Origin of the sequence: Roseateles asaccharophilus (assembly GCF_004362405.1) — a bacterium.
GTDB classification, from domain to species: Bacteria; Pseudomonadota; Gammaproteobacteria; order Burkholderiales; family Burkholderiaceae_C; genus Kinneretia; species Kinneretia asaccharophila.
This window is the reverse complement of the sequence record NZ_SNXE01000007.1, coordinates 140,461-161,907: the sequence shown is the minus strand read 5'-3', so window position 1 is coordinate 161,907 and position 21,447 is coordinate 140,461. Positions and strand designations below refer to the sequence as shown.

The window sequence follows — 21,447 nt, the reverse complement described above, 5'->3', positions numbered from 1 at the left end:
CCTGCCCTTTATCGATCTGAAATCGCAGTACGCCGCGCTGAAGTCCAGCGTGGACGCGCGCATCCAGCGTGTGCTGGACCATGGCCAGTACATCATGGGCCCCGAGGTCAAGGAGCTGGAGGAGCAACTGGCCGCCCATGTGGGCGTGCAGCACTGCATCACGGTCTCCAGCGGCACCGAGGCCCTGCTGATCGCGCTGATGGCCCTGGACCTGAAGCCCGGCGACGAGGTCATCACCACGCCCTTCACCTTTGCCGCCACGGTGGAGGTGATCGCCCTGCTGGGCGCGGTGCCGGTCTATGCCGACATCGAGCCCGACACCTGCAACATCGACGCCTCGCGCATCGCCGCCCTGATCACGCCGCGCACCCGCGCCATCATGCCGGTGAGCCTCTATGGCCAGGTCTGCGATATGGACGAGATCCGCGCCGTGGCCGGCAGCATCCCGGTGATCGAGGACGCGGCCCAGAGCTTTGGTGCCACGTACAAGGGCCGCAAGAGCTGCGGCCTCAGCACCTTTGGCGCCACCAGCTTCTTCCCCAGCAAACCCCTGGGCTGCTATGGCGATGGCGGCGCGCTCTTCACCGACGACGCGGCCCTGGCCCAGGCGGCGCGCGAGATCCGCGTGCATGGCCAGAGCCAGCGCTACACCCACATCCGCGTGGGCGTGGGCGGCCGCATGGACACGCTGCAATGCGCCGTGGTGCTGGCCAAGCTGGAGCGCTTCGACTGGGAAATTCAGTGCCGCCTGGCCCTGGGCGAGCGCTACCAGCAGGCCCTGGCCGGCCTGCCGCTGCAGCGCCTGGCCGTGCGCCCGGACCGCGATTGCGTCTGGGCCCAGTTCACCGTGATGGTGGAGAACCGCGCCGCGGTGCAGCAGGCCCTGCAGGCCCAGGGCATTCCCACGGCCATCCACTATCCCAAGCCCCTGCATCGCCAGCCGGCCTATGCGCGGCCCGAGCTGAGCCTGCCGCATGCCGAGGCCGCGGCCGACCGGGTGCTGAGCCTGCCCATGAGCCCCGATCTGAGCGAGGCCCAGCAGGATGAGGTGATCGCGGCCCTGCGCCGCGCCCTGGAGGCCTGAGCTTCATGCACGCCGGGGGGCTGTGGCGCTCCACCCTCACCCTGCTGGCCGGCGGCGCCCTGGCCCAGGCCCTGCCCCTGCTGCTGGGGCCCTGGCTCACGCGCCTGTACTCGCCCACCGAATTCGGCCAGTTCGCCCTGCTCTGGGCCCTGGCCACCAATGTGGCGGTGGTGGGCTGCGCGCGCTATGAGTTCGCCCTGCCGCTGGAGCGGGAGGAGGGGCCGGCCGCCCTGCTGATGGGCCTGTGCCTGCGGGTGCTGCTGGGCGTGACGGCGGCCAGCGCGGTGGCCGGCGTGGTGCTGCTGGCCTGGCAGGACTATGACCTGGCCCTGGGCCTGCCCCTGGCCGTGCTGGCCGGTGCCGCGGCCCAGTGGCTCACGCTCTGGGCCACGCGTGCCCAGCGCTATGCCCAGCTGGCCGTGGCGCGCGTGCTGCAGTACGGCGGTGGCGCGGTGGCGCAGCTGGCCCTGGGCCTGGCGGGCCTGGGGGCCTGGGGCCTTTTGCTGGGCGCCAGCCTGGCGGGCCTGGGCGCGGCCGCGCTGCTGGCGCGTCCGGCGCCGCAGGGCGGCTGGTTGGGCCTGCTGGCGCAGCCGCGCGCGGCGCTGCAGACCCTGGCGCGCAAGCATCGCGACTTCCCCCTGCTCAACACCCCGCATGCCTTTGCCGGCGCCCTGCAGGACAGCCTGGCCCTGCTCATCATCACCAGCCTGGCCGGCGATGCCGCGGCGGGCTACTGGGCCCTGGCCCTGCGCTATCTGAAGGCACCGGCCGGCCTGGTGGGCGGCGCCCTGTCCCAGACCCTGTATCCCCGCCTAGTGAACGCCCGCGATCCGGCCGAGGCCCTGGCCCTGGTGCGCCAGGCCCTGGCCGCCCTGGCCGTGCTGGCCCTTCCTCTGCTGCTCGTCCTGCTGCTCTGGGGCGGGCCGCTGTTTGCCTGGGCTTTTGGCGAGCGCTGGGTGGATGCAGGCCATCTGGCTCAGGCCCTGGCGCCCTATATCGCGCTGCACTTCATTGCCTCGCCGCTGTCGGTGGCCACCATGGCCTGGCAGGCCCAGGGCTGGGCCCTGCGTCTGGCCCTGGTGGGGCAGCTGCTCTTCGTGGCTGGTCTGGCCCTGGGCCTCAAGCTGGGCGGCCTGATTGGCGCGGCCTGGGGCGTGTCGGCCGCCATGGCCCTGTACTTCGGTTTCTTCTTCTGGTCGCTGGCGACCTGGAAGCGTTTTCCCGCCTTCACCAAGGCCACCGCCACCACCACTGCCCAAGGGCCTGCCGATGAGAGCCTGGCTTAACCGCGTGCGCCGCGCCCTGTGGCGCCAGCTCTTCTTCCGCATGATCTTCGGTGAGCGTGGGGCGCCGCACAGCCGCATCGCCCCCAGCACCTGCATCGAGGGCGAGGCCGGTCTGCGCCTGGCCGACCATGTCTTCATCGGCCAGTTCAACTTCCTGGATGCCACGGCCGGGCTCACGATAGGCGAGGGCGTGCAGATCACCAATTTCTGCAGCATCGTCACCCACAGCTCGCACCGCTCCATCCGCCTGCTGGGTCGGGCCTATGCCAGCCACAGCGGGCCGGCGCCGGGCTATATCCAGGGGCCCATCGAGATCGGCCCCTATGTCTTCGTGGGCCCGCACAGCCTGATCGAGGCCAACACCCGCATCGGCCGCGGTGCCCTGATCTGCGCCTATGCCCAGCTGCGCGGCGAGGTGCCGGCCTTTGCCATCATGGCCGGCCAGCCCGCGCGCCAGGTGGGTGATGTGCGCGAGCGTGATGCGACCCTGCTGGCCCAGTACCCCGAGCTCGCGCCGCACTACGAAGCCTGGGCCAACGAGGTTCCCCGATGAGACTGGTCCTGCTGGGCGATGGCGAAAGCCCGCATCTGCTGAAGTGGGCACGGGCCCTGGCGCCCCGGGTGGAGCTCTGGGCGGCGTCCAGCCGCGGCTTTCTGCCCGAGTTCGAGAGCCTGTTGCCGCCCCAGCGCCGCCTGGCCCTGGGCCACGCCAGCGCGCATGGCGGCGGCAATATCGCGGTGATCAAGACCTTGCCCACCCTGGGCGCCTGGCTTTCCAAGGTCGATGCCGACTGGATCCATGCCCACTACCTCACCTCGCACGGCACCCTGGCCTGGGCCGCGCGCACCGGCTGGCGTCTGCGTGCCCAGATCGCGGCCTCGGCCTGGGGTAGCGACATCCTGGTGACCCCCCGCCAGGGCGCGGCCTACCGCTGGCTCACCCGGCGCGCGCTGCGTGAGGCGCGGCTGTGCACCTCGGACTCGCGCCATATGACGGCGGTGATGCAGGGCGAGCTGGGCGCGGGCGAGGTGATGACCTTTCCCTTCGGCCTGGAGGTCCTGCCCAAGCAGGGCGCGAAGAAGCAGCCCTGGCTCTTCTTTGCCAACCGCGGCCTGGAGCCTCTCTACCGGCCCGAGCGGGTGATTGAGGCCTTTGCCGCTGTGGCGCGCGAGCAGCCCGAGGCACGCCTGGCCGTGGCCAACGACGGTTCGCTGCGCCCGGCCGTGGAGGCCCAGGTGCGCGCGCTGGGCCTGGCCGAGCGCGTGGAGTTTCTGGGCCGCCTGGATGCCAAGACCCAGGCGGGCTGGTATGCACGCGCCCGCTGGTACCTGAGCCTGCCGGAGAGCGACTCGGTGGCCGTCTCGGTGCTGGAGGCCATGGCGCATGAATGCCTGCCCCTGCTCTCGGACCTGCCGGCCAATCGCGAGCTGATCGCGCCGGAGGCCGGCCAGGGCCTGATCCTGGACGAGCCCGCGCGCCTGAGCCTGGCGGTGCTAGAGGGCCTGGACGCCGAGGCCGCCGGCCGCGCCAACCGCGCCTGGGTGGCCGGCCATGGACTCTTTCCCCCGGCCGTGGAGCGCTTTGTGGCGCGCCTGACCGAACTCACGCCCCCGCCGGCGCACGCCGCCGCCCCCCGATGAAGATTCTGCTGATCAACCATTACGCCGGCACGCCCGAACTGGGCATGGAGTACCGGCCCTACTACCTGGCGCGGGAGTGGGTGCGCATGGGCCACCAGGTGCTGGTGCTGGCCGCCAGCCATTCGCATGTGCGCAGCCGCCAGCCCCAGGCCGGCGGCCAGACCCTGGACGGCATTGCCTACTGCTGGTACGAGACCCCTGCCTACGCGGGCAATGGTTTCGGGCGCCTGCGCAATATCTGGGCCTTCTGCCGCCATGTGGCCAAGGACGCCGACATCCTGGCCCGCGATTTCGCGCCCGATGTGGTGATCGCCTCCAGCACCTACCCCATGGATGTGTGGGTGGCCCGCAAAGTGGCCCGCTTAGCCCAGGCCAAACTGGTCTACGAGGTGCACGACCTCTGGCCGCTCTCGCCCATCGAGCTCTCGGGCATGTCGCCCTGGCATCCATTTGCCCTGCTGTGCCAGAAGGCCGAGAACGATGCCTACCGCGACGCCGACCGCGTGGTCTCCATGCTGCCCAAGGTGCAGCAGCACATGGCCGCCCATGGGCTGGATCTGAGCAAGCTGCACATCGTGCCCAACGGCATCACGCTGGACGAGTGGGACGAGAGTCAGGCCCCGGGCCTGCGCTCCGACATCGCGGCCCATATCGCCACCCAGCGCGCCGCTGGCAAGCTGGTGGTGGGCTATGCCGGCTCGCACGGCCTGCCCAATGCCCTGGACGTGCTGTTGGACGCGGCCAAGCTGCTGCAGGCCCAGGACAGCGCGGGTCAGCCGCCCCTGCACATCGTGATGGTGGGCGGCGGGCATGAGAAGGCGCGCCTGGCCGCGCGGGTGCGTGAGGAGGGCATTGCCCAGGTGGCCATGTTCGATGCCATTCCCAAGGCCCAGATCCCGGCCCTGCTGGCGGCCTTTGACATCGCCTACATCGGCTGGCAGCGAACGCCCATCTACCGCTTTGGCATCGCCCCCAACAAGCTGATGGACTACATGATGGCGCGCCGCCCGGTGCTGCATTCGGTGGAGGCCGGCAACGACCCCGTGGCCGAGGCCGGCGCCGGCCTGACTGTGCCGCCCGAGGATGCCCAGGCCGTGGCCCAGGGCCTGCGCCAACTGGCGGCGCTGAGCCCGCAGGAGCGGGCCGCCATGGGCGAGCGCGGCCGCGCCTTTGTGCTGGCCCACCACACCTACCCGGTGCTGGCGCGCCGGTTCATCGAAGCCGTGTCATGAGCCCGCCGCGCAAGCAGCAGGAACTGGACGCCATTGCCCAGCGCTATGCGCGCCGGGCCGAGACCGTGGCGCATGACCGCTACAGCCTGCTGCGCCCCGAGGTCTGGCAGATGCTGCAGGAGCGCCAGCGCGCCCTGCTGCGCGAGCTGGCGCGCCGGCCCGGGCGACCCGAGCAGTGGCGGCTCACCGAGGTGGGCTGCGGCGCCGGGGGCAATCTGCTGGAGATGCTGCGCCTGGGCCTGGCGCCCGAGCACCTCACCGGCATCGAGCTGCTGCCCGAGCGCCATGCCCTGGCGCGGGCCGTGCTGCCCGCACCCGTGCAGCTGAGCCTTGGGGATGCCTCGCAGGCGGGGGTGGGTGAGGCCAGCCAGGACCTGGTGCTGCAGTCCACCGTGTTCTCCTCCATCCTGGATGACGGCGTGCAGCAGGCCCTGGCCCAGGCCATGTGGCGCTGGCTGCGGCCGGGCGGGGCGGTGCTCTGGTACGACTTCATCGTCGACAATCCACGCAACCGCGATGTGCGGGGCGTGCCCCTGGCGCGGGTGCGTGCGCTCTTTCCCGAGGGCCGGCTGCGCTGGCAGCGTCTGACCCTGGCGCCGCCGCTGGCCCGTCTGGTTTGCCGCGCCCATCCCGCCGCCTACACCGTCTTCAACAGCATTCCCTGGCTGCGCACCCATGTGCTGGCCGTCATAGAGAAACCTTGACTCACCCCCTACGCGCTGCGCGCGCCCCCTCCAGGGGGCGGCACCGGTCGGCCGGCGAAGCCGGACCGACGCTGCCCGCTGGGAAAATGCGGACTGCCAACCGTGTGCGGCTCTGCCGAATCGAATTTGTATGAGCACTGAACAAGCCTTTTTGCCCTTCGCCCTGCCCGAGATCGGCGAGGAGGAGATTGCCGAGGTGGTGAACACGCTGAAGAGCGGCTGGGTCACCACCGGCCCCAAGGCCAAGCAGTTCGAGGCGGCTTTCGCCGCCTTTCTGACCCAGAACGCCGAGGACTCGCAGCTCGAGTGCATCGCCGTCAACTCGGCCACGGCCGGCCTGCATCTGGCGCTGGAGGCCCTGGGCATTGGCCCAGGGGACGAGGTCATCACCACCACCCACACCTTCACCGCCACCGCCGAGGTGGTGCGCTATCTGGGCGCGGACGTGGTGCTGGTGGACATCGACCCCGCCACGCTGAACATCGATGTGGCGGCCATCGAGGCCGCCATCACGCCGCGCACGAAAGCCATCGTGCCGGTGCACTATGCCGGCCTGGCCGTGGACATGCTGGCCGTGCTGGACATCGCCCGCAAACACGGCTTGCGCGTGGTGGAGGATGCGGCCCATGCCCTGCCCACCACCCTGGAGAAGGAGCTGATCGGCACCCTGGGCAGCGACGCCACGGTGTTCAGCTTCTATGCCAACAAGACCATGACCACGGGCGAGGGCGGCATGCTGGTGACGCGCCATGCCGAGCTGGCCAAGCGCGCCAAGGTGATGCGCCTGCACGGCATGAACCGCGACGCCTTCGACCGCTTCACCGCCAAGGTGCCGAGCTGGTACTACGAGATCGTGGCGCCGGGCTTCAAGTACAACCTCACCGACATCGCCGCGGCCCTGGGCTTACACCAGCTCAAGCGCCTGCCGGCCTTTCAGCTGCGGCGCGAGCAGATTGCCGCGGCCTATGACGCGGCCTTTGCCGACCTGCCCCTGATCCTGCCGCCGCAGGCGCCGGAAGGCGACACGCACAGCTGGCACCTCTATGTGCTACGGCTGGCGGACGATTGCGCCGTCGAGCGCGATGTCTTCATCGAGCGCATGTATGCCAAGGGCATTGGCTGCAGCGTGCACTACATCCCTCTGCACTTGCATCCCTACTGGCGCGACCGCTACGGCCTCACGCCCGAGCAGTTCCCGCATTCGCAAAAGGCCTATGAGCGCATGCTCAGCATCCCGCTCTACACCGCGATGACGGATGCCGATGTGCAGCGCGTGATTGCTGCCGTGCGCGAAATTGCCCTGAGCTGAGCCCATGGCCAAGCGCGCTTTCGATCTGCTGCTCTCCGCCCTGGGCCTGCTGCTGCTGGCCCCTGTGCTGCTGCTGATCGCGCTGTGGGTCAAGCTCGATTCGCCCGGCCCCGTGTTCTTCCGCCAGGAGCGGGTAGGGCGCTTCGGCCGGCCTTTTTTCATCCACAAATTCCGCACCATGCGGGTGGACAACGCGGGCCTGCAGATCACCGTGGGCGTGGATCCGCGCATCACCCGCGCGGGTCGCGTCCTGCGTGCGGCCAAGCTGGACGAGCTACCCCAGCTCTGGGACGTGCTGCGTGGCGCCATGAGCCTGGTGGGCCCGCGGCCCGAGGTGCCGCGCTATGTGGCGCTGTACCCCCCCAAGCTGCGCGAGATCGTGCTCTCGGTGCGGCCGGGCATCACCGATCCGGCCTCGCTGAGCTTTCGCAACGAGAGCGAGTTGCTGGCCGCCGCGGCCGACCCCGAGCGCGAGTATGTGGAGGTGGTGATGCCCACCAAGCTGCGCCTGGCCGCCGCCTATGTGCGACGCGCCACGCTGCGCAGCGATCTCCGCGTGATCCTGGCCACCCTGGGCGCGCTGCGCCCCTGATGAATTGTTGTTGACGCTATGAACTGGTTGTCCCTGGATGCCTTGCTAACCCGCATCCGCCCGCATCGCGAGGCCTTGGCCCTGGGCCTGGACCTGCTGGTGATGGCTCTGGCCTGGCAGGCGACCTATCTTTTCCGCCTGGGCTTCGAGCGCTGGTTCAGCGCACGGCCGGCTTATGACCATTGGGTGCTGCTGGGCCTGGTCCTGCTCTACGCCCTGGTGCTCAAGGGCCTGAAGGTGCCCAAGGGCATGTGGCGATTCTCGGGCTTTGGCGAGGTCAAGCGCCTGGCCCTGGCCTGCGCCATTGCCGGCCTGGTGGGCGCCACCGTGGTGCTGATGGCCCAGCTCAGCAAGGTGCCGCGCGCCGTGCTGGCCCTGCACCCGCTCTTCACCCTGATGGGCCTGGCCATGCTGCGCATGGGCTACCGCATGCTCTATGAGCATATGCGCAGCCGCATCAGTGGCAGTGCCCAGGAGCAGCGCCGCGCCCTGGTGATGGGCGCGGGCGACGCCGGCCGCCTGCTGGTGGCCGGCATCCAGCACAGCCAGGGCTGGGTGGTGGTGGGCTATCTGGATGACGCGCCGGCCAAGCGCGGCGCCCGCGTGGCCGGCGTGCCCGTGCTGGGCACGCTGGAGCAGGCCAGGCACTTTGCCGAACTGCACGGCATCACCCACCTGATCGTGGCTATGCCTGCGGCCAGCACATCCCAGCGCCGCCGCGCCCTGGACCTGGCCGGCCAGACGGGCTTGCCCGTGCTCACCGTGCCCAGCAGCCAGGAGCTGCTGGCCGGCCGCCATGTGGACCAAGTGCGCGATATCGAGCCCGAAGACCTGCTGGGCCGCGAGCCCGTGGAACTGGACGAAGGCGGCATCAGCGAATGTCTGAACGGCAAGGTGGTGCTGATCACCGGCGCCGGGGGGTCCATCGGCTCCGAGCTCTGCCGCCAGGTGGCGCGCTACGGCCCCTCAAGCATCGTGCTCTACGAGCTGAGCGAGTTCGCGCTCTACACCATCGAGCAGGAGCTGGGCGAGAAGTTCCCCCACATCCCCCTGGTGCGTCTGGTGGGCGATGTGAAGGACCTGGAGCATCTGCGCTACGTCTTCGGCAAATACAAGCCGCAAATCGTCTTCCACGCCGCGGCCTACAAGCATGTGCCGCTGATGGAAGAAGAAAACGCTTGGGCCTGTGTGCGCAACAATGTATTGGGCACGCACAACGCCTGCCAGGCGGCGGCCGAAGAGGGGGCGGAGCGCTTTGTGCTGATCAGCACCGACAAGGCCGTGAATCCGACCAATGTGATGGGGGCTAGCAAGCGGGCGGCGGAGCTGGTGCTTGCCGGCATGGCCAAGGATCACCCGAGAACGCGCTTCATGGCGGTGCGCTTTGGTAATGTGCTTGGCTCAAGCGGGAGCGTGATCCCCAAGTTCAAAGACCAGATCGCCAGTGGCGGGCCATTGACGGTGACACACCCGGACATCACGCGCTATTTCATGACTATTCCCGAGGCCGCGCGCTTGGTAGTGCAGGCGGGTGCCATGGGAGGGGCAGGGCAGGTTTTTGTGCTCGACATGGGAGAGCCGGTGAGAATTGCTGACCTGGCCCGGACAATGATTCAGATGAGCGGTAAGGACCCGAAGGAAATCCGCATCGAGTTCTCGGGCTTACGGCCCGGGGAGAAGCTCCACGAGGAATTGTTGGGGGACAAGGACACCACCGTTCCCACATCGATCGCGGCCCTACGGATCGCTCAACTAGGCGATCAGTTGGGGGACAGTGAGGCAATCGCGCGATTCGTCGCGTCTAGCCAGGGCGCCGCTGTGGCTAAGCCAGGCGTGGCGGTGCGGACGCTGCTAGCCGAGCTTCCGCTGAGCTATGCAGGAGGTCAGCGCTGATTCCGCCGTGCTGAAGGGAAATCGGCTATGGGAAGTACTGCCAGACTGAAGTGCCGGCATTCCCATAGTTCGGGCCACCGAGCAGCACCAGCGACCCATTGAAGTCGACCAAGGAACTGGCGTGACGCACAGGCAGTTCTTGGGGGACCGGCAGTCGCTCGAACCGTATGCAGTCCGCAGCGAAGAACAAGTCGTTGGACAGGGCGGCTTGCGTGCCAACGGAGCCGTCTGAGACGAAACACCCCTTGGCGGTATGCGCCACCGAGAAATGGCTGCGACCCGGAAACGCGCCGCTGGGCAGTCGTTGCGTCCAGCGGATTCCGTCGGGAGAGGACCAAATGTCGGTGTACTCCACGAAGGTTTCCTGGTAGCGCTCATTGGGCGGCGCGACCTTTAGGCCGCCGCCAATGAGGTAGATCTGTCCTTGGTGGACGACCGACCCGTGGATGAGAGCGCGGCCCTCCCAGGGGACTTGCGCAAGAATCTCGGTCCAGGTTTTGCCGTCTGCAGACTTCCAAACGCTACGATTGCCGCGGGCGACGCAATCGGGCCGATCGTTGCACCATGGAATGGGAGTCCAGTCCTGACCCGCGTAGAGCACGATCTCGTCCGCGATCACGGCAGCGTTGGGTGTATAACGCGGACCAAAGCCGGCATCGGCGGTGGCTTGTTCCCATTGGATACCGTCCGGCGATGACCAGACATCGGTGAAAAGGTCGCCCCCAATCACCCACATCTGGTTCTTGTGGCTGAGCCACGCCGCGCCATGGCGGCCCTTCCAGGGAGCGTTGCCGAGGAAGGTCCAGTTGGCCACATCGTCTGTGCGCCAGACCTCGCTGGTAACCGGGCCGTTGGTCCAGCCGCCCAACAAGTACAGGCTGCCGTTGAGTACCACCAGCCCGGCACCGTCCCGCGCGATCCAGGCCCGCTCGTTGGGGAAACTGCGCCATTGCCCGGATCGGAACAGACCGACCTGGCGCTTGCCCAAACCGGGAATATCGACCCCAGGTTGCTCCTGGCCCAGTTTCAGCGAAAGGCTGACGGCCTCGGTGGCTGGCGAGCCGTAACGAAGCTGAATGGTTGTGCCCGCTTCGCTTATGGCGCACCGCTGCTCCGTCACGATGTACAGCAGCTTGCCCGAATCGTACGCGGCGGCGTCGCAGGCTGCCACTGAGACCGATAGTGTCGATGCCGCCGAGGTGCTGCCGACTTCGTCCCCACCACTGCCTCCGCCGCAGCCCGTAAGCACGAGGGCCGCGAGCAAAGCGCCTGATCTGGGTAACAGGCCTCGCACATTGCCAGCGTCTGGCTTGTTGTTGGGGCCCAAGTCCATCACTTCGCAGCCGGGGCAGTGCTGACGTCCAAGGTTTCACTGATGAGGCGGGCGACGGCTAGCCCGGTGGCGGCGCGCGTATAGCTGCGTCCGACCAACCTGCACCGATTCGATAGCGCCTGCCAACGGGCGGGGCTGTCCCGCAGCGCCAGAACGGTAGAAACGATGGCTCCCACATCCCCTGCGGCGTGGACGACACCGCAGTCCTGCGCGGTAAGGAAGTCACCGGCCTCGCAAGGCGGCGTAACTACGCTAGGGATGCCCAAGCCGAGATACTCCCACACTTTGACGGGAAAGGCGTCTTTGGAAATGCCGTCGTCCAGGCGCAAGCACAGGCCAAGATGGCAGCGTTCGATCTCGGCAATCGTGGCATCGAAGGGCTGACGACCAAGGAAGCGCAAATTCGAGAGTGTTGAAGCCTGCAACTGCGATTCCTTGCGGCCATACCCGATTACGAGCATGTCGATGTTGTGCTCAGCTAGGCGTTCGGCCACCGCCACCAAGGTGTCTACGTCCTGGAAGTAACCCAACACGCCGTGAAAGCAGACCGTGAAACGCGAGTGCTTATGGGCCGAGCGTTCGAGCAGTTCGGCAGGGAAGCCGTTGTAAACGCAGGCGACCTTGGCGGACGGTTCGTCGTGCATGACCTCGCGCGCCAAACCCTGTGTTGCACAAATTACCAAGCGCGCCTTTCGGTACAACTGGCGCGAACGACCGGAGAAGAAGCGGTACAGGGCAGATTCGCGTCGAATCAAGCTGGCTTCCGCATACACCTGCGGGTAGATGTCACGCATTTCCAGCACATAGGGTACACGGCGCCAGCGCGAATAGGCTGCAATGACTAAGGCGGCAAGGTAGCCGGGGGAAGAGATGATTGCTATGTCAGGCCGTCCTTCGCCGGCGAAAAGCCTGCGCGCCGCCCGCCAACCCATCTGCAATTCCCCAAGCAGCCGTCGCTTGAGCGACAGCGAGTTTTCCACCTCCGGCGTGCCGAGCGAGACAACCTCCACGCCAGCCATCAATGTCGGTGAGGGAATGGAAGTGTGTACTTTGATGTGCGCCCCTTTCAACTCAGGAATCTGTGTCAGCCCCGACATGATGGACTGGCCACGAAGCGCTGCCGCCCCCGAGTAGGGGGGCATGTGCTGAAAGAAGGCGGCAATTTTTAGAGTCATTAGTGAATGGCCCTTGCGCGAGAATCAACGGGTATAGGTGAGTATGGGGCGATTGTTGGCAGCATAAATGGTGCGCTAGTCTTTCGATCGCTCCATGGGCTCCATATAAGATATGCAGTTAGCCAGAATGCGTAGTTTGAGATGTAGCCAGATGACTGGGACACCGAGAGAAGTGGTGCGGCTGCTACAAAGCACATCAATCCCATCTGGTGGGGCGTTGGTCGCTTACTTAGTAAGGCTTGAGCGTAAGGGCGAAGCAGAATAAATGCCAGCATCAGTGCAGCTGGTCCAAACTCGATCAAAACCTCAGCAATGGCGTTGTGTAGGCTCTTAGCAGTTAATAGCTCGAAGTTTGGCAACGAGAGCGTGTGCACGGAGCCTGCCGGCCCGAGTCCAAGCCAATGGTTCGATTTGAGCGCCTCGATTGAATGGATAAGCGCGTCCGTTCGGTCAAAGATGGAACCGCCGAGATCATAGGGCTCTAGATTAGCGAGTCGATTCAGTGGGTCTTGAAAAAGCTGGATGAAATCAAACTCCGTTTCTCCAATCTTAACGATGGTGTCGTTCATGGCGACTACGGACAGGGGCATCAGTACGACGAGGGTCAAGAGACCAATCAACGGTCTTATATTTAGGCTTCGGCATGCTAATAACAGTGCAAACATGCCGATCATCAAGAGCGAAGCCAAGATTGCTGCCTTAGCATCGTTGCGCAAGTTCAGTGCAATAAACGCCAAGAAGAAAAGAGTCTTTTTCCATAGAGCATTGTCGCTGCAGAGCACGAGGCAGAACGCGCCGCACAGAAAGAGCGCCAGATCGTTGGGCGTAAAGAAGAAGGTGTTCAGCCATAGGCTACTCTCCTCGTTTACAACGGTGGGAAACTCTAGGCCCGTAAGCTGTTGGATTGAAGCAATGACGAAGGCCGTCGCCGTCAGTGCAAGCACTATTCTTTGAAGTCGGTGCCGGGAACCGGGGTCGATTCGACCGAGCCAGACTAAGAGTCCCAAGAAGGTGGTCAACTGTGCGTACTTCAGCAACTGTGCGGCCTGCATGCTCACCGGCACGCCGTAGCACGTGCCTACGACTAAACCGTAAACCCCGAAAAGTGCAAGCCATAGAAACCAGCGACTGGCCCAAGCAGAGCGTGAAACCATCAGGGCACCGACGAACGGCATTAGCAAGTAGTACGGGGTAATCGGAATGTTCGCTGAGGGGCGCAGCACCGCATTCCACGTCGCCACGAGTACAAGCCCGTACCAGACCCACAGCATACGCCGTGGGCGGTCGGGTGAGGCTGCCCCGAGGAGGCCGTTGCTAGTCACTTATGTAGGCGCTTTTTGTGGACACTCACGAGTCGCTGCGCTAGCTTGGCGTACGACGGATATTCGTAGTGACTGACGGGGGGGGACGACATGTAAGCTTGGAAATCCTCTTTGGAGAATCCCAATTTCTTGCGTACGTAGTCTTGGTCCTGTTCCAGTTGCAACGGCTCGTACAGCGGCTTATGGAGATCTGAAAGCGCTTCCTCGCGCGTCACCTCGCCATTCATGATTAGATCCGAGAGATGGATGCGGCGTTTGTCGACGCCAAATTTGGCTGGAAGAATGTGGGCCTGATAGAACTTTGTAAATGTCGATTCGTAATGCTTACCACCGTAATACTGCCAACCCAATTCGTCCTTGAGCGTGCGCATGGCCTCGTCTTTGCGGTAGGGCAAGTAGTTCAGCAGGCTGACTGACTTGGCGCCACGTACATAATGATTCCAGGCCATTTCCCAAACGCTCAGCGTCGGGTAACGCTTGATGGGGCGCGTGCCGAACTGCCTGTGGATTGCCTTGAGATTGCGAAGGTCGAACTTGAAGTGCTGCCAGGCCGCTGGCATGATCCCTTCAGTGGCCGCATTCGTGCCTGACAGGATGTAGCGAATCTTGTGCTTATTGGCGATCTGGTACATGGCCGCGAAAATCGCGTGATCGGTCACCATCTCAATGTCGATCACATGGGCCTTGAAGAAAGATCGCTGGATGTCCTTGAACTCTTCCCAGTCGATGACAAAGGTCAACAGGTCTAAGCCCAGACGCTTGACGATTTGTTCGATATTTTTGACGGCAAGCTCTGAGTTCCATCCGTTGTCGAAATGGACCGCCAGAGGCTTCAAACCTAATTTGACGGCCTGATAGGCCACGTACGAACTGTCAACCCCGCCGCTCAGGCCGACGATGCTGTCATATTCCCCCCGTTTCTCCGACTGCAGGCGCGCTACCAGTTGCCTGAGTTTTTCTTCGGCACCGCCTTGATACAGCGGCGTCGCCGCGACTTTCTCCTCGTGGCTCTTGCAGTAGTTGCAGATCCCCGTCGAGTCGAACTCAATTCCCGGAGCGGTGGTGTCCATCACGCATCGCGTGCAAATTTGGTAAGCGCTGTTCATGGTTGTTCGAATGATTTGCTGTGGGCGATGGCCTGCGCCAGCGCTTGTTCTTCTGGATAGGTGATCAGAACCGCTCTATGCTTGCCCTGAAAAACGAATAGGCTGCCGGCGGCGGCCGAAGCCGCGTGTCCTTCATCAATTACTTGGATCATGTCGGCCAAGCTGCCAGCACCTCCGCAGGCAATGACAGGAACCTGCACCGCCTGTGCCACGCTGCGTGTCAAGGCGATGTCGTAGCCCTGCATTGTGCCGTCGCGGTCTACGCTATAGACCATCAACTCGCCCGCGCCGGCGTGTTCCGCGCGGAGGGCGACATCGACTGGGTCTTCCTTCGTATTGACCTGGGCAGATTTGATGAAGCGTTCGTGCTTACCGAAGAAGCTCTTTCTTACGTCGATACCGACCACAATGCTCTGGTTGCCGTAGATCTTAGAGGCTTCCGAAACTAGCGTTAGTGCACCGACTGCAGCGGAATTGATGGCAATCTTTTCTACGCCCAGTTTGAATAGGCGCTCAATCTGCTCCAGTGTCGTGACGCCACCGCCGTAGCAGAGCGGCACAAAGGCTTCGCTGGTGATGTCGGCAATTAGATCGAAGTTGGGGCCACGACCGTGCGAATGCGCGTCTATGTCCAGCAGGATCAGTTCGTCAACGGCCTTGTCGTTGAAGATGCGAACGGCGTTGATCGGGTCACCAATATATGTCTCGTTCTTAAACTTCACCGTCTTGTACAAGCCGCTGCCTTTTAGCAACAGCGTGGGAATGAAACGAGCGCGCAGCATCTCAACGGACTCCCTCGGGGCTGTGCGTGGCAGCAAAATTCCGCAGTAACTGCATACCGAAGCGGTGGCTCTTCTCGGGGTGAAACTGGACACCGGCGATGTTATTCCGCGTGATGCCCGAGGCGAACTCGACGCCGTGTGTCGTGCGGCTGAGCACTGATTCGGGGCGGTCGGCGCTCATGAAGTATGAGTGGACGAAATAAAAGCGTGCCGGCCCTTCGAAGTTCATGAACAGAGCATGGGGTGCTGGCGGCTCGGCGAGGTTCCAGCCCATATGCGGCACTTTGTAGTCGGGCCGGTCGATGGCGGGAAAACGCCGCGTGTCAGCATCGATCCAGCCCAAGCCGGGCTCGTTGCCTTCTTCGCTACCTCGCGTCAGCAACTGCGCACCGACACAGATGCCGAGCAGCGGCAGACGCCGCTCATGTACGAGCGGCGCAAGTGCGTCTGCAAACCCCAGTTGGCGTAGATTACGCGCGCAGGTGTCGAAATGGCCGATGCCCGGAAGCAGGATGTGAGTGGCGCCGTCGAGCTCGGCAGGTCGCTCTGCAACGCGTGCGGCGACGCCGATGCGCTTGAACATGTTCACGATGGAACCGAGGTTCGCGGTCTTGTAGTCGACGATGACGATCATTGTGCGGCTTGGAGGATGGTTTGCAGGACGCCAGTCAGTCGCGACGGCTCTGAAGCGGAGATCGAATGATGTGCAATATCGCAGCGCTGCGGCAGCGTGCGCACGAAGCTGTCGCCATCGGACACACGGATGGCCACACCGCGGCGGATGTGAGCCTCGAAGAGTTGCTCGCCGTAGTCCGACCACACGAGCGAAGGGATGCCGAGCAACTCTGCTTCGATGACAGTGCTGGAACTGTGAGTGGCGTGCGCGGCTGTATCCCGCAAAAGCACCGGCAGGGGCAGCGAGGTGGCGTCAGTGATGTTCCAGTGTGTGACACCATGACTTGCCAGCAGCGCTTCGATGCCCGCGCGATCGTCTGTCGCCAACGGATGCAGCCGCAGCCACCACGCGACCTTGGGCTGCTGGATCCACGCTTGAAGCAGTGGCGCCAGCGATTCCTCCGTCGTCAGGTGAGGTTGGAGGGTCACCAGCACTGGCGGGCGGCCTTCGGCGCTGATACGCAGGCGGTCAAGCGCTTGCTGCGCATCCTCCGACAAGCGGATCGAACCCGTGCGCCAGGCTTCCAAGAACGGGTGGCCTCCGACGAATGCCTGGCGGGTTGCCAACGCATGAGATCCCACCCAGCGCTCGACGACTCGGGCATCGTCATCGGCCCAGCACCAGAAGAAGCGGGGTAGCAACGCGAGGCCGCCGGCCGGTTCGACGTGCCAGTCGGCGTAGGCCATGTGCAGGTCGCCAGTCACGCCATGCTGCACGTCGATTGAGGCGGCGCCCGCCCGATGTGCCGCCAGGACGTACGCGTAGCCACCGACGTCGTAGTAGCCGACGACAAACACTGCACGCACCCGCTCGCGCCGCATCCTTACTGCTAACGTCGAGGCTAGCGACAGCACTGCGTTGGTCATTGCGTTGAACCGCTTGGCGCTAAGGGGCGGCAAGACGATTCCCGAGCGTCCGGCAGCAAGTCGGACCTGTTCGACAAGTCGCTGGTGCCGGCGGTCCGGCAAGAAGGCGGCCCGCAGCGCACCGGACAACTTGGCGCGATGCGTCAATGGCATCCACCAGCGCGTAGGCGTGGTACCTCGTCGCCGTTGCGGGCTGCCACGGTCGACGAGCACGGAATCGACGCCTATGTCGCGCAGGGCTTGGTGCAGCGGACCGCAGAAGCGTTCCATCTGGTCATCGCCCAGCGCCGCAAACGAAATGCCGTCGGACACCAGCCAGACTGGCGAGTCCGCGTCTGCGGCAGGCGACGAGGATTCGGTGCGGCGGAATACGGGCCCGATCTCCGGCCGGCGTACGCCCTTGCTGGGTGGACCGGCATGGCAGACAAATAGCATACGGTACAGCTCGAGCCGGTAGAGCGGCCAGAGGTGGACGTCGCCCACGCGCCAATCCGGCGAGTCCAAGTCCAGTCCCCGCTCGATGGCAAGCACATGGGAGGCGATGGCGCGCGCGTCCAGGGAGGGGGCTGTCATGCCGACGGCCCTTTGCGAAAAGCGTTCATCCACGGCATGGGCGAGACCTGATGCGCGGCGAACCAAGTCGCCATCCAATAAACCATAGCGGCAGCCAGTGTTGAGAACCCGGCGCCGCTGATGCCCCACCTCGGTACGCAGACCAGCAGCAGTCCGACCTGCAGCGCGGCGGTGAAAAACGTGATCGTCGACAGCACGCCTGTCTTTCCGGTGTAAAAAAGGTAGTTCGTGACGAAGTAGTACATGCCGGAAAAGGCCGCGGCAGGCGCCAGCCAACGCAATACGGGCACGGCTTCGGCGTAGTGCTCGCCTGCGACAAGTTTAATTATCCAGGGCGCGGCTAGCGCTAGCACTAGCGCGGCAAGCAGCAAGGCGGCATTCAGCGCGAAAGTGGCGCGGACGATCTCGACAGCAGATTCGCGTGAGGGCGACGCGAGACGACGGTAGATCCAGGGCACCCAGGCCTGGTTGATCGCTGCTGCGCCCACGGTAATCACGGCGCTTATCTGGAAGGCCGCGAAGTATTGTCCCGCCATCTCCGTCGTACCGATGCTGGAAAGGAGCAGCCGATCTGCTCCCGCCATGATGGCGCCCGCGATGGAGTGAGGCACCAGCGGCAACCCGAAGCGTAGCAGCGCGGACAGCGGCGCTGTCCCGGTCGATGCCGACAGCATGCCTTCACGGTGCAGTAGGTACAGCGCCCCCAGCGCGACGACCATCGTGGCGATCAATTGGCCTAGGGCCCGACCGACCCAGTCCATGCCGGCGCTGCACACGAGCAGGATTGAGAGCGCAGCCCATCCGGCCGTAACGCCCACCTGCAGCGTTGCGTAGCGAAGTGGCTGCTCCCGGGCCTGGAAAATGGCCATGCTCAGCGACACGATGAACTGGGCACACGCGACCAGCGCGATGGTCCACACCCAGCCGGCCGCTAGCCCGGTGAGGCGTTCGAGAAGCGGGGCGAAAAGCAGGCAGCCCAATAGCAGCGGGAACCCCGTCAGTGCCACGGTGCGCAATGCGCCCCGCACATAGGCCGGCACAGCATGTGCGCCATCCCTGAAGTGCACGACGCTGATGATGCCGTGCACGCTCAGCCCGGCTACCACCGTGGCGATGTTGATCAGCGCAAGGTAGACCCCCACCTTGCCGAACTCTTCGGGACCCAGCGTGCGGACGAGAGGCGGCAGGGCGAGGAAAGGAATGATCGCATTCATCGCCGCGGCACCAACGTAGATGCCGCCGCTGCGCAGGAAGGATGCCACTACGTCACCGAGGCCCGGTCCAGCTCGTCCTGGGTTAGGAAGCCGGCGATGATCTTCAGTCCAACTGGGCCACTCTTCTCTGGATGGAACTGGCAACCGACGACTGAGTTGCGCCGGATCACGGCCGAGATGCGATGCCCGCCATAGACGCAGTGGGATAACAGATCTGCTGAATCGTCGAGCTCGACGGCGAACGAGTGGACGAGATAGACCGAGCTTTCGAGCACGGTATCCGCGAGGATGGTGTCGGTCCAGTCAACCTGGGCTTGCTTGTAGAGCGGGCTCCAGCCGATATGCGGTGTCTTCAGCGCGGAGCCGTCTACCGCGACGCGCGGTATTGCACGCACGCGGCCCGGAATCAGGTTCAGGCCCTCGTGCTCGCCGAATTCCTCGCTTGCAGTGGCCAGCATCTGCATACCCAGGCAAATCCCCATGAGTGGACGTCCCGAGGCTGCATAGCGACGGATAGGCTCGACGAGATCGCGATCCCGGAGCCCTTGCATGCCGTCAGCGAACGCACCAACGCCTGGCAAAATGAGGTGGCTTGCTCGTTCGATGTCATAGGCATCGTGGGCGAGCTTCACGGTGGCGCCGCAATGTTCAAAGGCCCGCGTGACGCTCAGAAGATTGCCAACGCCGTAATCGATGATGGTGACGGTCTTCTTCATTGAGTTCTCACACCTACGCCTGCGGCCAACGCTGCGGTTCGGATGTCCCCGAGCGTCGAACGGTTGTAGTGGAGGATGTCGGCCATCGCGACCGCATCCGCCCGCCCTTCTCTGACTGCTTTCACTGCATCCTGCGGCTGGCCCATTCCACCGCTGGCGATAACGGGCACAGGAACCACTCCCGCAACCGCCGCGAGTAGCGCTAGGTCGAAGCCCTCGCGCGTTCCTTCTTGGTCTACCGATGTCAGCAGGATCTCGCCCGCACCGAGTTCGACACCACGTTGCGCCCATTCGACGACATCCATGCCCGTGGGCTCGCGGCCGTTGTCGGTGTAGGCCTCCCAGCGACCAGATGCAACGCGTTTGGCCTCAATGGAGAGCACCATGCACTGCGAGCCGAACTTGCGCGCCACCTCACTGATTAGCTCGGGGCGTTTGGTTGCGGCGGTGTTAATGCCGACCTTGTCTGCCCCAGCGCGCAGCATGTCGCGAACGTCATCGACTGAGCGCAGCCCGCCCGTAACCGTCAAGGGGACGAACACATCCTGTGCTGCCCGACGCACGATGTCGTGCAGGCTGTTGCGTCCGTAGAGGCTGGCCACCACGTCGACATAGAGCAATTCGTCTGCGCCCTGCTCGTAGTACTTTCGAGCGTAGTCCTGGGGGGCTCCGATTACGCGTAAGCCTTCCAGATTGATGCCCTTAATCAGGTTTGGCCCCTTGATATCGAGGCGCGGGATGAGGCGGGTTCTCATGAGATGTCGCTGTGGGTCAGCCCTCGTTCCAGATAGGATGCTTAAGCTGCCAGCCGTCGGCTGTTTTCTCCCACAGATGGTCCGAACGCCAGCTGTCGACGACCTCCTGGAATTCCTCATCTGTGATGCCGCAATAGTCCAGAAACTCCTGGTAGTACTTGCGGGGAAACTCGCCGTCATAGCGCTTGACCAGCGCTATACCTTCTTCGCGGCTGATCTTGCCATCGCGAATCTCGTGCGCAGTGTCCGATGTTGTTCGGCCAATGCCGAACTTGATGTAGCCCAGGAAATAGTGATAGCCATCGATGCGGTCGTCCAAGCTAGCGTACTTCGAGTAGGTGCCTTCCGACCGCTCGGTGTTGGGCTGGAATCCAGTATTCTCGCGGCAGTAGTAAAAGTTTTCCTGGGGATCCCAGAATTTGTAGTAACCGAAGAAGTGGATCTGTGTCTTGTTGTTCATTAGCGATTCATAGCTTGGCGCCATGAACGGCTTCAGATCGGCTTGGGTGACACCATGCTCGATCCAGAATTCGGGTGGAAGACCAGAAAAATAGTGTTTGTCATGATCCTGAATGTCGCGATCCGGGCGGAAGGCGTTCTTCATGTCACCGCCATACTCTACCTCGCCGTTTTCCCCGTACATGATGAGCTGCACGTTGTGCTTGACCGCCATGTGCATGGGATAGTTGGTTTGGCCGTAGATGAACGGCTGAAACGGGTCTCCCAGATGTTGCAGCGCCAGACGTGTCAACTTGCGCGTAACCTTGCCGTTGGGCGTGCCCAGAACGTTATCGAATCCCGATTGAATGAAAGCGTCGAGATTGCGACGGCCGATCTCAGTTGCCTTTAGCGGAGCCCAGGTGACGGTCAGCGGATTCATGCCGTATTTGAACTTCAGCATGTGGGCGACGAAGCTGCCGTCCTTGCCGCCGCTGCAGGGCACGATGACGTCGTACTCGCCGTTGCCCTTGCGATAGCGGTTGCAAAGATCGACCAATTCGCGCTCGCGTTCTGCCCAGTCGATCTTGTTACGCTTGTAATTTGCGAAGTTGCAAGCCGAGCAGACGCCGTGTTCATCGAACGTAATCCGCGGACGTTGGTTGGACATGGTGCACAACTTGCAAAACCGAACTTCGGTTGGCAGCTTGTACTGATTGATAACGTCGCGTTTCTTCATTTTGACCTCTC

The 21,447-nt window shown here is 64.1% G+C and carries 20 protein-coding genes; 9 read left to right on the top strand and 11 right to left on the bottom strand.

Annotated features, from left to right (window positions below; all coding sequences use genetic code 11):
- The first annotated feature begins 1 nt into the window (after position 1).
- The 9 genes from DFR39_RS15080 (at position 2) to DFR39_RS15040 (ending at position 9,741) form a co-directional block, all read left to right on the top strand.
- Positions 2–1,084 (top strand): DegT/DnrJ/EryC1/StrS family aminotransferase, encoded by a 1,083-nt coding sequence (locus DFR39_RS15080; protein WP_133604574.1) that lies wholly within the window; start codon positions 2–4, stop codon positions 1,082–1,084.
- Between the two features lie 5 nt (positions 1,085–1,089).
- A complete protein-coding gene (locus DFR39_RS15075; RefSeq protein WP_133604428.1) occupies positions 1,090–2,370 on the top strand; it encodes a lipopolysaccharide biosynthesis protein in 1,281 nt (426 codons plus the stop codon).
- On the top strand, positions 2,354–2,923 hold the full coding sequence (locus tag DFR39_RS15070; RefSeq protein WP_133604426.1) for an acyltransferase: 570 nt from the start codon (positions 2,354–2,356) through the stop codon (positions 2,921–2,923). The genes DFR39_RS15075 and DFR39_RS15070 overlap by 17 nt, the downstream gene beginning before the upstream one ends.
- Positions 2,920–4,011 (top strand): glycosyltransferase, encoded by a 1,092-nt coding sequence (locus DFR39_RS15065; RefSeq protein WP_133604424.1) that lies wholly within the window; start codon positions 2,920–2,922, stop codon positions 4,009–4,011. Before DFR39_RS15070 ends, DFR39_RS15065 begins: the two co-directional genes overlap by 4 nt.
- Positions 4,008–5,243, top strand: coding sequence for a glycosyltransferase family 4 protein (locus DFR39_RS15060; RefSeq protein ID WP_133604422.1), 1,236 nt, complete (start codon positions 4,008–4,010; stop codon positions 5,241–5,243). The genes DFR39_RS15065 and DFR39_RS15060 overlap by 4 nt, the downstream gene beginning before the upstream one ends.
- Positions 5,240–5,947: a class I SAM-dependent methyltransferase gene (locus DFR39_RS15055; protein ID WP_133604420.1), complete on the top strand. Its 708-nt coding sequence runs from the start codon at positions 5,240–5,242 to the stop codon at positions 5,945–5,947. Before DFR39_RS15060 ends, DFR39_RS15055 begins: the two co-directional genes overlap by 4 nt.
- A 130-nt stretch (positions 5,948–6,077) precedes the next feature.
- Entirely contained in the window at positions 6,078–7,256 is a 1,179-nt protein-coding gene (locus tag DFR39_RS15050) for a DegT/DnrJ/EryC1/StrS family aminotransferase (protein ID WP_133604418.1), read from the top strand.
- A 4-nt stretch (positions 7,257–7,260) separates the two neighbouring features.
- Positions 7,261–7,848 carry a sugar transferase gene (locus DFR39_RS15045; protein ID WP_133604416.1) on the top strand — a complete coding sequence of 196 codons (588 nt, stop codon included), beginning with the start codon at positions 7,261–7,263 and terminating at the stop codon, positions 7,846–7,848.
- Positions 7,849–7,866: 18 nt separating this feature from the next.
- Positions 7,867–9,741 carry a polysaccharide biosynthesis protein gene (locus DFR39_RS15040; protein WP_133604414.1) on the top strand — a complete coding sequence of 625 codons (1,875 nt, stop codon included), beginning with the start codon at positions 7,867–7,869 and terminating at the stop codon, positions 9,739–9,741.
- Positions 9,742–9,766: 25 nt separating this feature from the next.
- Here DFR39_RS15040 and DFR39_RS15035 read toward each other — a convergent pair whose 3' ends face one another.
- The 11 genes from DFR39_RS15035 to DFR39_RS14985 all read right to left on the bottom strand — a co-directional run bounded on the left by DFR39_RS15035 (position 9,767) and on the right by DFR39_RS14985 (position 21,436).
- Positions 9,767–11,005 carry a Kelch repeat-containing protein gene (locus DFR39_RS15035; protein ID WP_133604412.1) on the bottom strand — a complete coding sequence of 413 codons (1,239 nt, stop codon included), beginning with the start codon at positions 11,003–11,005 and terminating at the stop codon, positions 9,767–9,769.
- 68 nt (positions 11,006–11,073) lie between these two features.
- Positions 11,074–12,249, bottom strand: a complete 1,176-nt coding sequence (locus tag DFR39_RS15030) for a glycosyltransferase family 4 protein (protein ID WP_133604410.1) — start codon at positions 12,247–12,249, stop codon at positions 11,074–11,076.
- Complete coding sequence (locus DFR39_RS15025; RefSeq protein WP_162849541.1) at positions 12,249–13,520, bottom strand: O-antigen ligase family protein; 1,272 nt, start codon at positions 13,518–13,520, stop codon at positions 12,249–12,251. Before DFR39_RS15025 ends, DFR39_RS15030 begins: the two co-directional genes overlap by 1 nt.
- A 47-nt stretch (positions 13,521–13,567) precedes the next feature.
- The gene (locus DFR39_RS15020) at positions 13,568–14,677 is read right to left on the bottom strand and encodes an N-acetyl sugar amidotransferase (RefSeq protein WP_133604406.1); all 1,110 of its coding nucleotides are present in this window, start codon (positions 14,675–14,677) and stop codon (positions 13,568–13,570) included.
- The gene (locus tag DFR39_RS15015) at positions 14,674–15,459 is read right to left on the bottom strand and encodes an AglZ/HisF2 family acetamidino modification protein (RefSeq protein ID WP_133604405.1); all 786 of its coding nucleotides are present in this window, start codon (positions 15,457–15,459) and stop codon (positions 14,674–14,676) included. The genes DFR39_RS15020 and DFR39_RS15015 overlap by 4 nt, the downstream gene beginning before the upstream one ends.
- Position 15,460: 1 nt before the next feature.
- Positions 15,461–16,093, bottom strand: a complete 633-nt coding sequence (gene hisH, locus DFR39_RS15010; protein ID WP_133604403.1) for an imidazole glycerol phosphate synthase subunit HisH — start codon at positions 16,091–16,093, stop codon at positions 15,461–15,463.
- Positions 16,090–17,574, bottom strand: a complete 1,485-nt coding sequence (locus DFR39_RS15005) for a hypothetical protein (protein WP_133604401.1) — start codon at positions 17,572–17,574, stop codon at positions 16,090–16,092. The genes hisH (DFR39_RS15010) and DFR39_RS15005 overlap by 4 nt, the downstream gene beginning before the upstream one ends.
- Positions 17,571–18,836, bottom strand: coding sequence for a lipopolysaccharide biosynthesis protein (locus DFR39_RS15000; RefSeq protein ID WP_133604399.1), 1,266 nt, complete (start codon positions 18,834–18,836; stop codon positions 17,571–17,573). Before DFR39_RS15000 ends, DFR39_RS15005 begins: the two co-directional genes overlap by 4 nt.
- Positions 18,836–19,504 (bottom strand): imidazole glycerol phosphate synthase subunit HisH, encoded by a 669-nt coding sequence (gene hisH / locus DFR39_RS14995; protein WP_133604397.1) that lies wholly within the window; start codon positions 19,502–19,504, stop codon positions 18,836–18,838. The genes DFR39_RS15000 and hisH (DFR39_RS14995) overlap by 1 nt, the downstream gene beginning before the upstream one ends.
- On the bottom strand, positions 19,501–20,259 hold the full coding sequence (hisF, locus tag DFR39_RS14990) for an imidazole glycerol phosphate synthase subunit HisF (protein WP_133604396.1): 759 nt from the start codon (positions 20,257–20,259) through the stop codon (positions 19,501–19,503). The genes hisH (DFR39_RS14995) and hisF overlap by 4 nt, the downstream gene beginning before the upstream one ends.
- A gap of 16 nt (positions 20,260–20,275) precedes the next feature.
- The gene (locus DFR39_RS14985; protein ID WP_133604394.1) at positions 20,276–21,436 is read right to left on the bottom strand and encodes an N-acetyl sugar amidotransferase; all 1,161 of its coding nucleotides are present in this window, start codon (positions 21,434–21,436) and stop codon (positions 20,276–20,278) included.
- Positions 21,437–21,447 lie beyond the last annotated feature (11 nt).

What these genes read in the sequence shown, in the direction of transcription:
- DFR39_RS15075 (WP_133604428.1), top strand. Translation starts at nt 1,090, where the DNA reads ATGCACGCCGGGGGGCTGTGGCGCTCCACCCTCACCCTGCTGGCCGGC.
- DFR39_RS15070 (WP_133604426.1), top strand. Translation starts at nt 2,354, where the DNA reads ATGAGAGCCTGGCTTAACCGCGTGCGCCGCGCCCTGTGGCGCCAGCTC.
- DFR39_RS15065 (WP_133604424.1), top strand. Translation starts at nt 2,920, where the DNA reads ATGAGACTGGTCCTGCTGGGCGATGGCGAAAGCCCGCATCTGCTGAAG.
- DFR39_RS15060 (WP_133604422.1), top strand. Translation starts at nt 4,008, where the DNA reads ATGAAGATTCTGCTGATCAACCATTACGCCGGCACGCCCGAACTGGGC.
- DFR39_RS15055 (WP_133604420.1), top strand. Translation starts at nt 5,240, where the DNA reads ATGAGCCCGCCGCGCAAGCAGCAGGAACTGGACGCCATTGCCCAGCGC.
- DFR39_RS15050 (WP_133604418.1), top strand. Translation starts at nt 6,078, where the DNA reads ATGAGCACTGAACAAGCCTTTTTGCCCTTCGCCCTGCCCGAGATCGGC.
- DFR39_RS15045 (WP_133604416.1), top strand. Translation starts at nt 7,261, where the DNA reads ATGGCCAAGCGCGCTTTCGATCTGCTGCTCTCCGCCCTGGGCCTGCTG.
- DFR39_RS15040 (WP_133604414.1), top strand. Translation starts at nt 7,867, where the DNA reads ATGAACTGGTTGTCCCTGGATGCCTTGCTAACCCGCATCCGCCCGCAT.
- DFR39_RS15030 (WP_133604410.1), bottom strand. Translation starts at nt 12,249, where the DNA reads ATGACTCTAAAAATTGCCGCCTTCTTTCAGCACATGCCCCCCTACTCG.
- DFR39_RS15025 (WP_162849541.1), bottom strand. Translation starts at nt 13,520, where the DNA reads ATGCTGTGGGTCTGGTACGGGCTTGTACTCGTGGCGACGTGGAATGCG.
- DFR39_RS15020 (WP_133604406.1), bottom strand. Translation starts at nt 14,677, where the DNA reads ATGAACAGCGCTTACCAAATTTGCACGCGATGCGTGATGGACACCACC.
- DFR39_RS15015 (WP_133604405.1), bottom strand. Translation starts at nt 15,459, where the DNA reads ATGCTGCGCGCTCGTTTCATTCCCACGCTGTTGCTAAAAGGCAGCGGC.
- hisH (WP_133604403.1), bottom strand. Translation starts at nt 16,093, where the DNA reads ATGATCGTCATCGTCGACTACAAGACCGCGAACCTCGGTTCCATCGTG.
- DFR39_RS15005 (WP_133604401.1), bottom strand. Translation starts at nt 17,574, where the DNA reads ATGACAGCCCCCTCCCTGGACGCGCGCGCCATCGCCTCCCATGTGCTT.
- hisH (WP_133604397.1), bottom strand. Translation starts at nt 19,504, where the DNA reads ATGAAGAAGACCGTCACCATCATCGATTACGGCGTTGGCAATCTTCTG.
- hisF (WP_133604396.1), bottom strand. Translation starts at nt 20,259, where the DNA reads ATGAGAACCCGCCTCATCCCGCGCCTCGATATCAAGGGGCCAAACCTG.
- DFR39_RS14985 (WP_133604394.1), bottom strand. Translation starts at nt 21,436, where the DNA reads ATGAAGAAACGCGACGTTATCAATCAGTACAAGCTGCCAACCGAAGTT.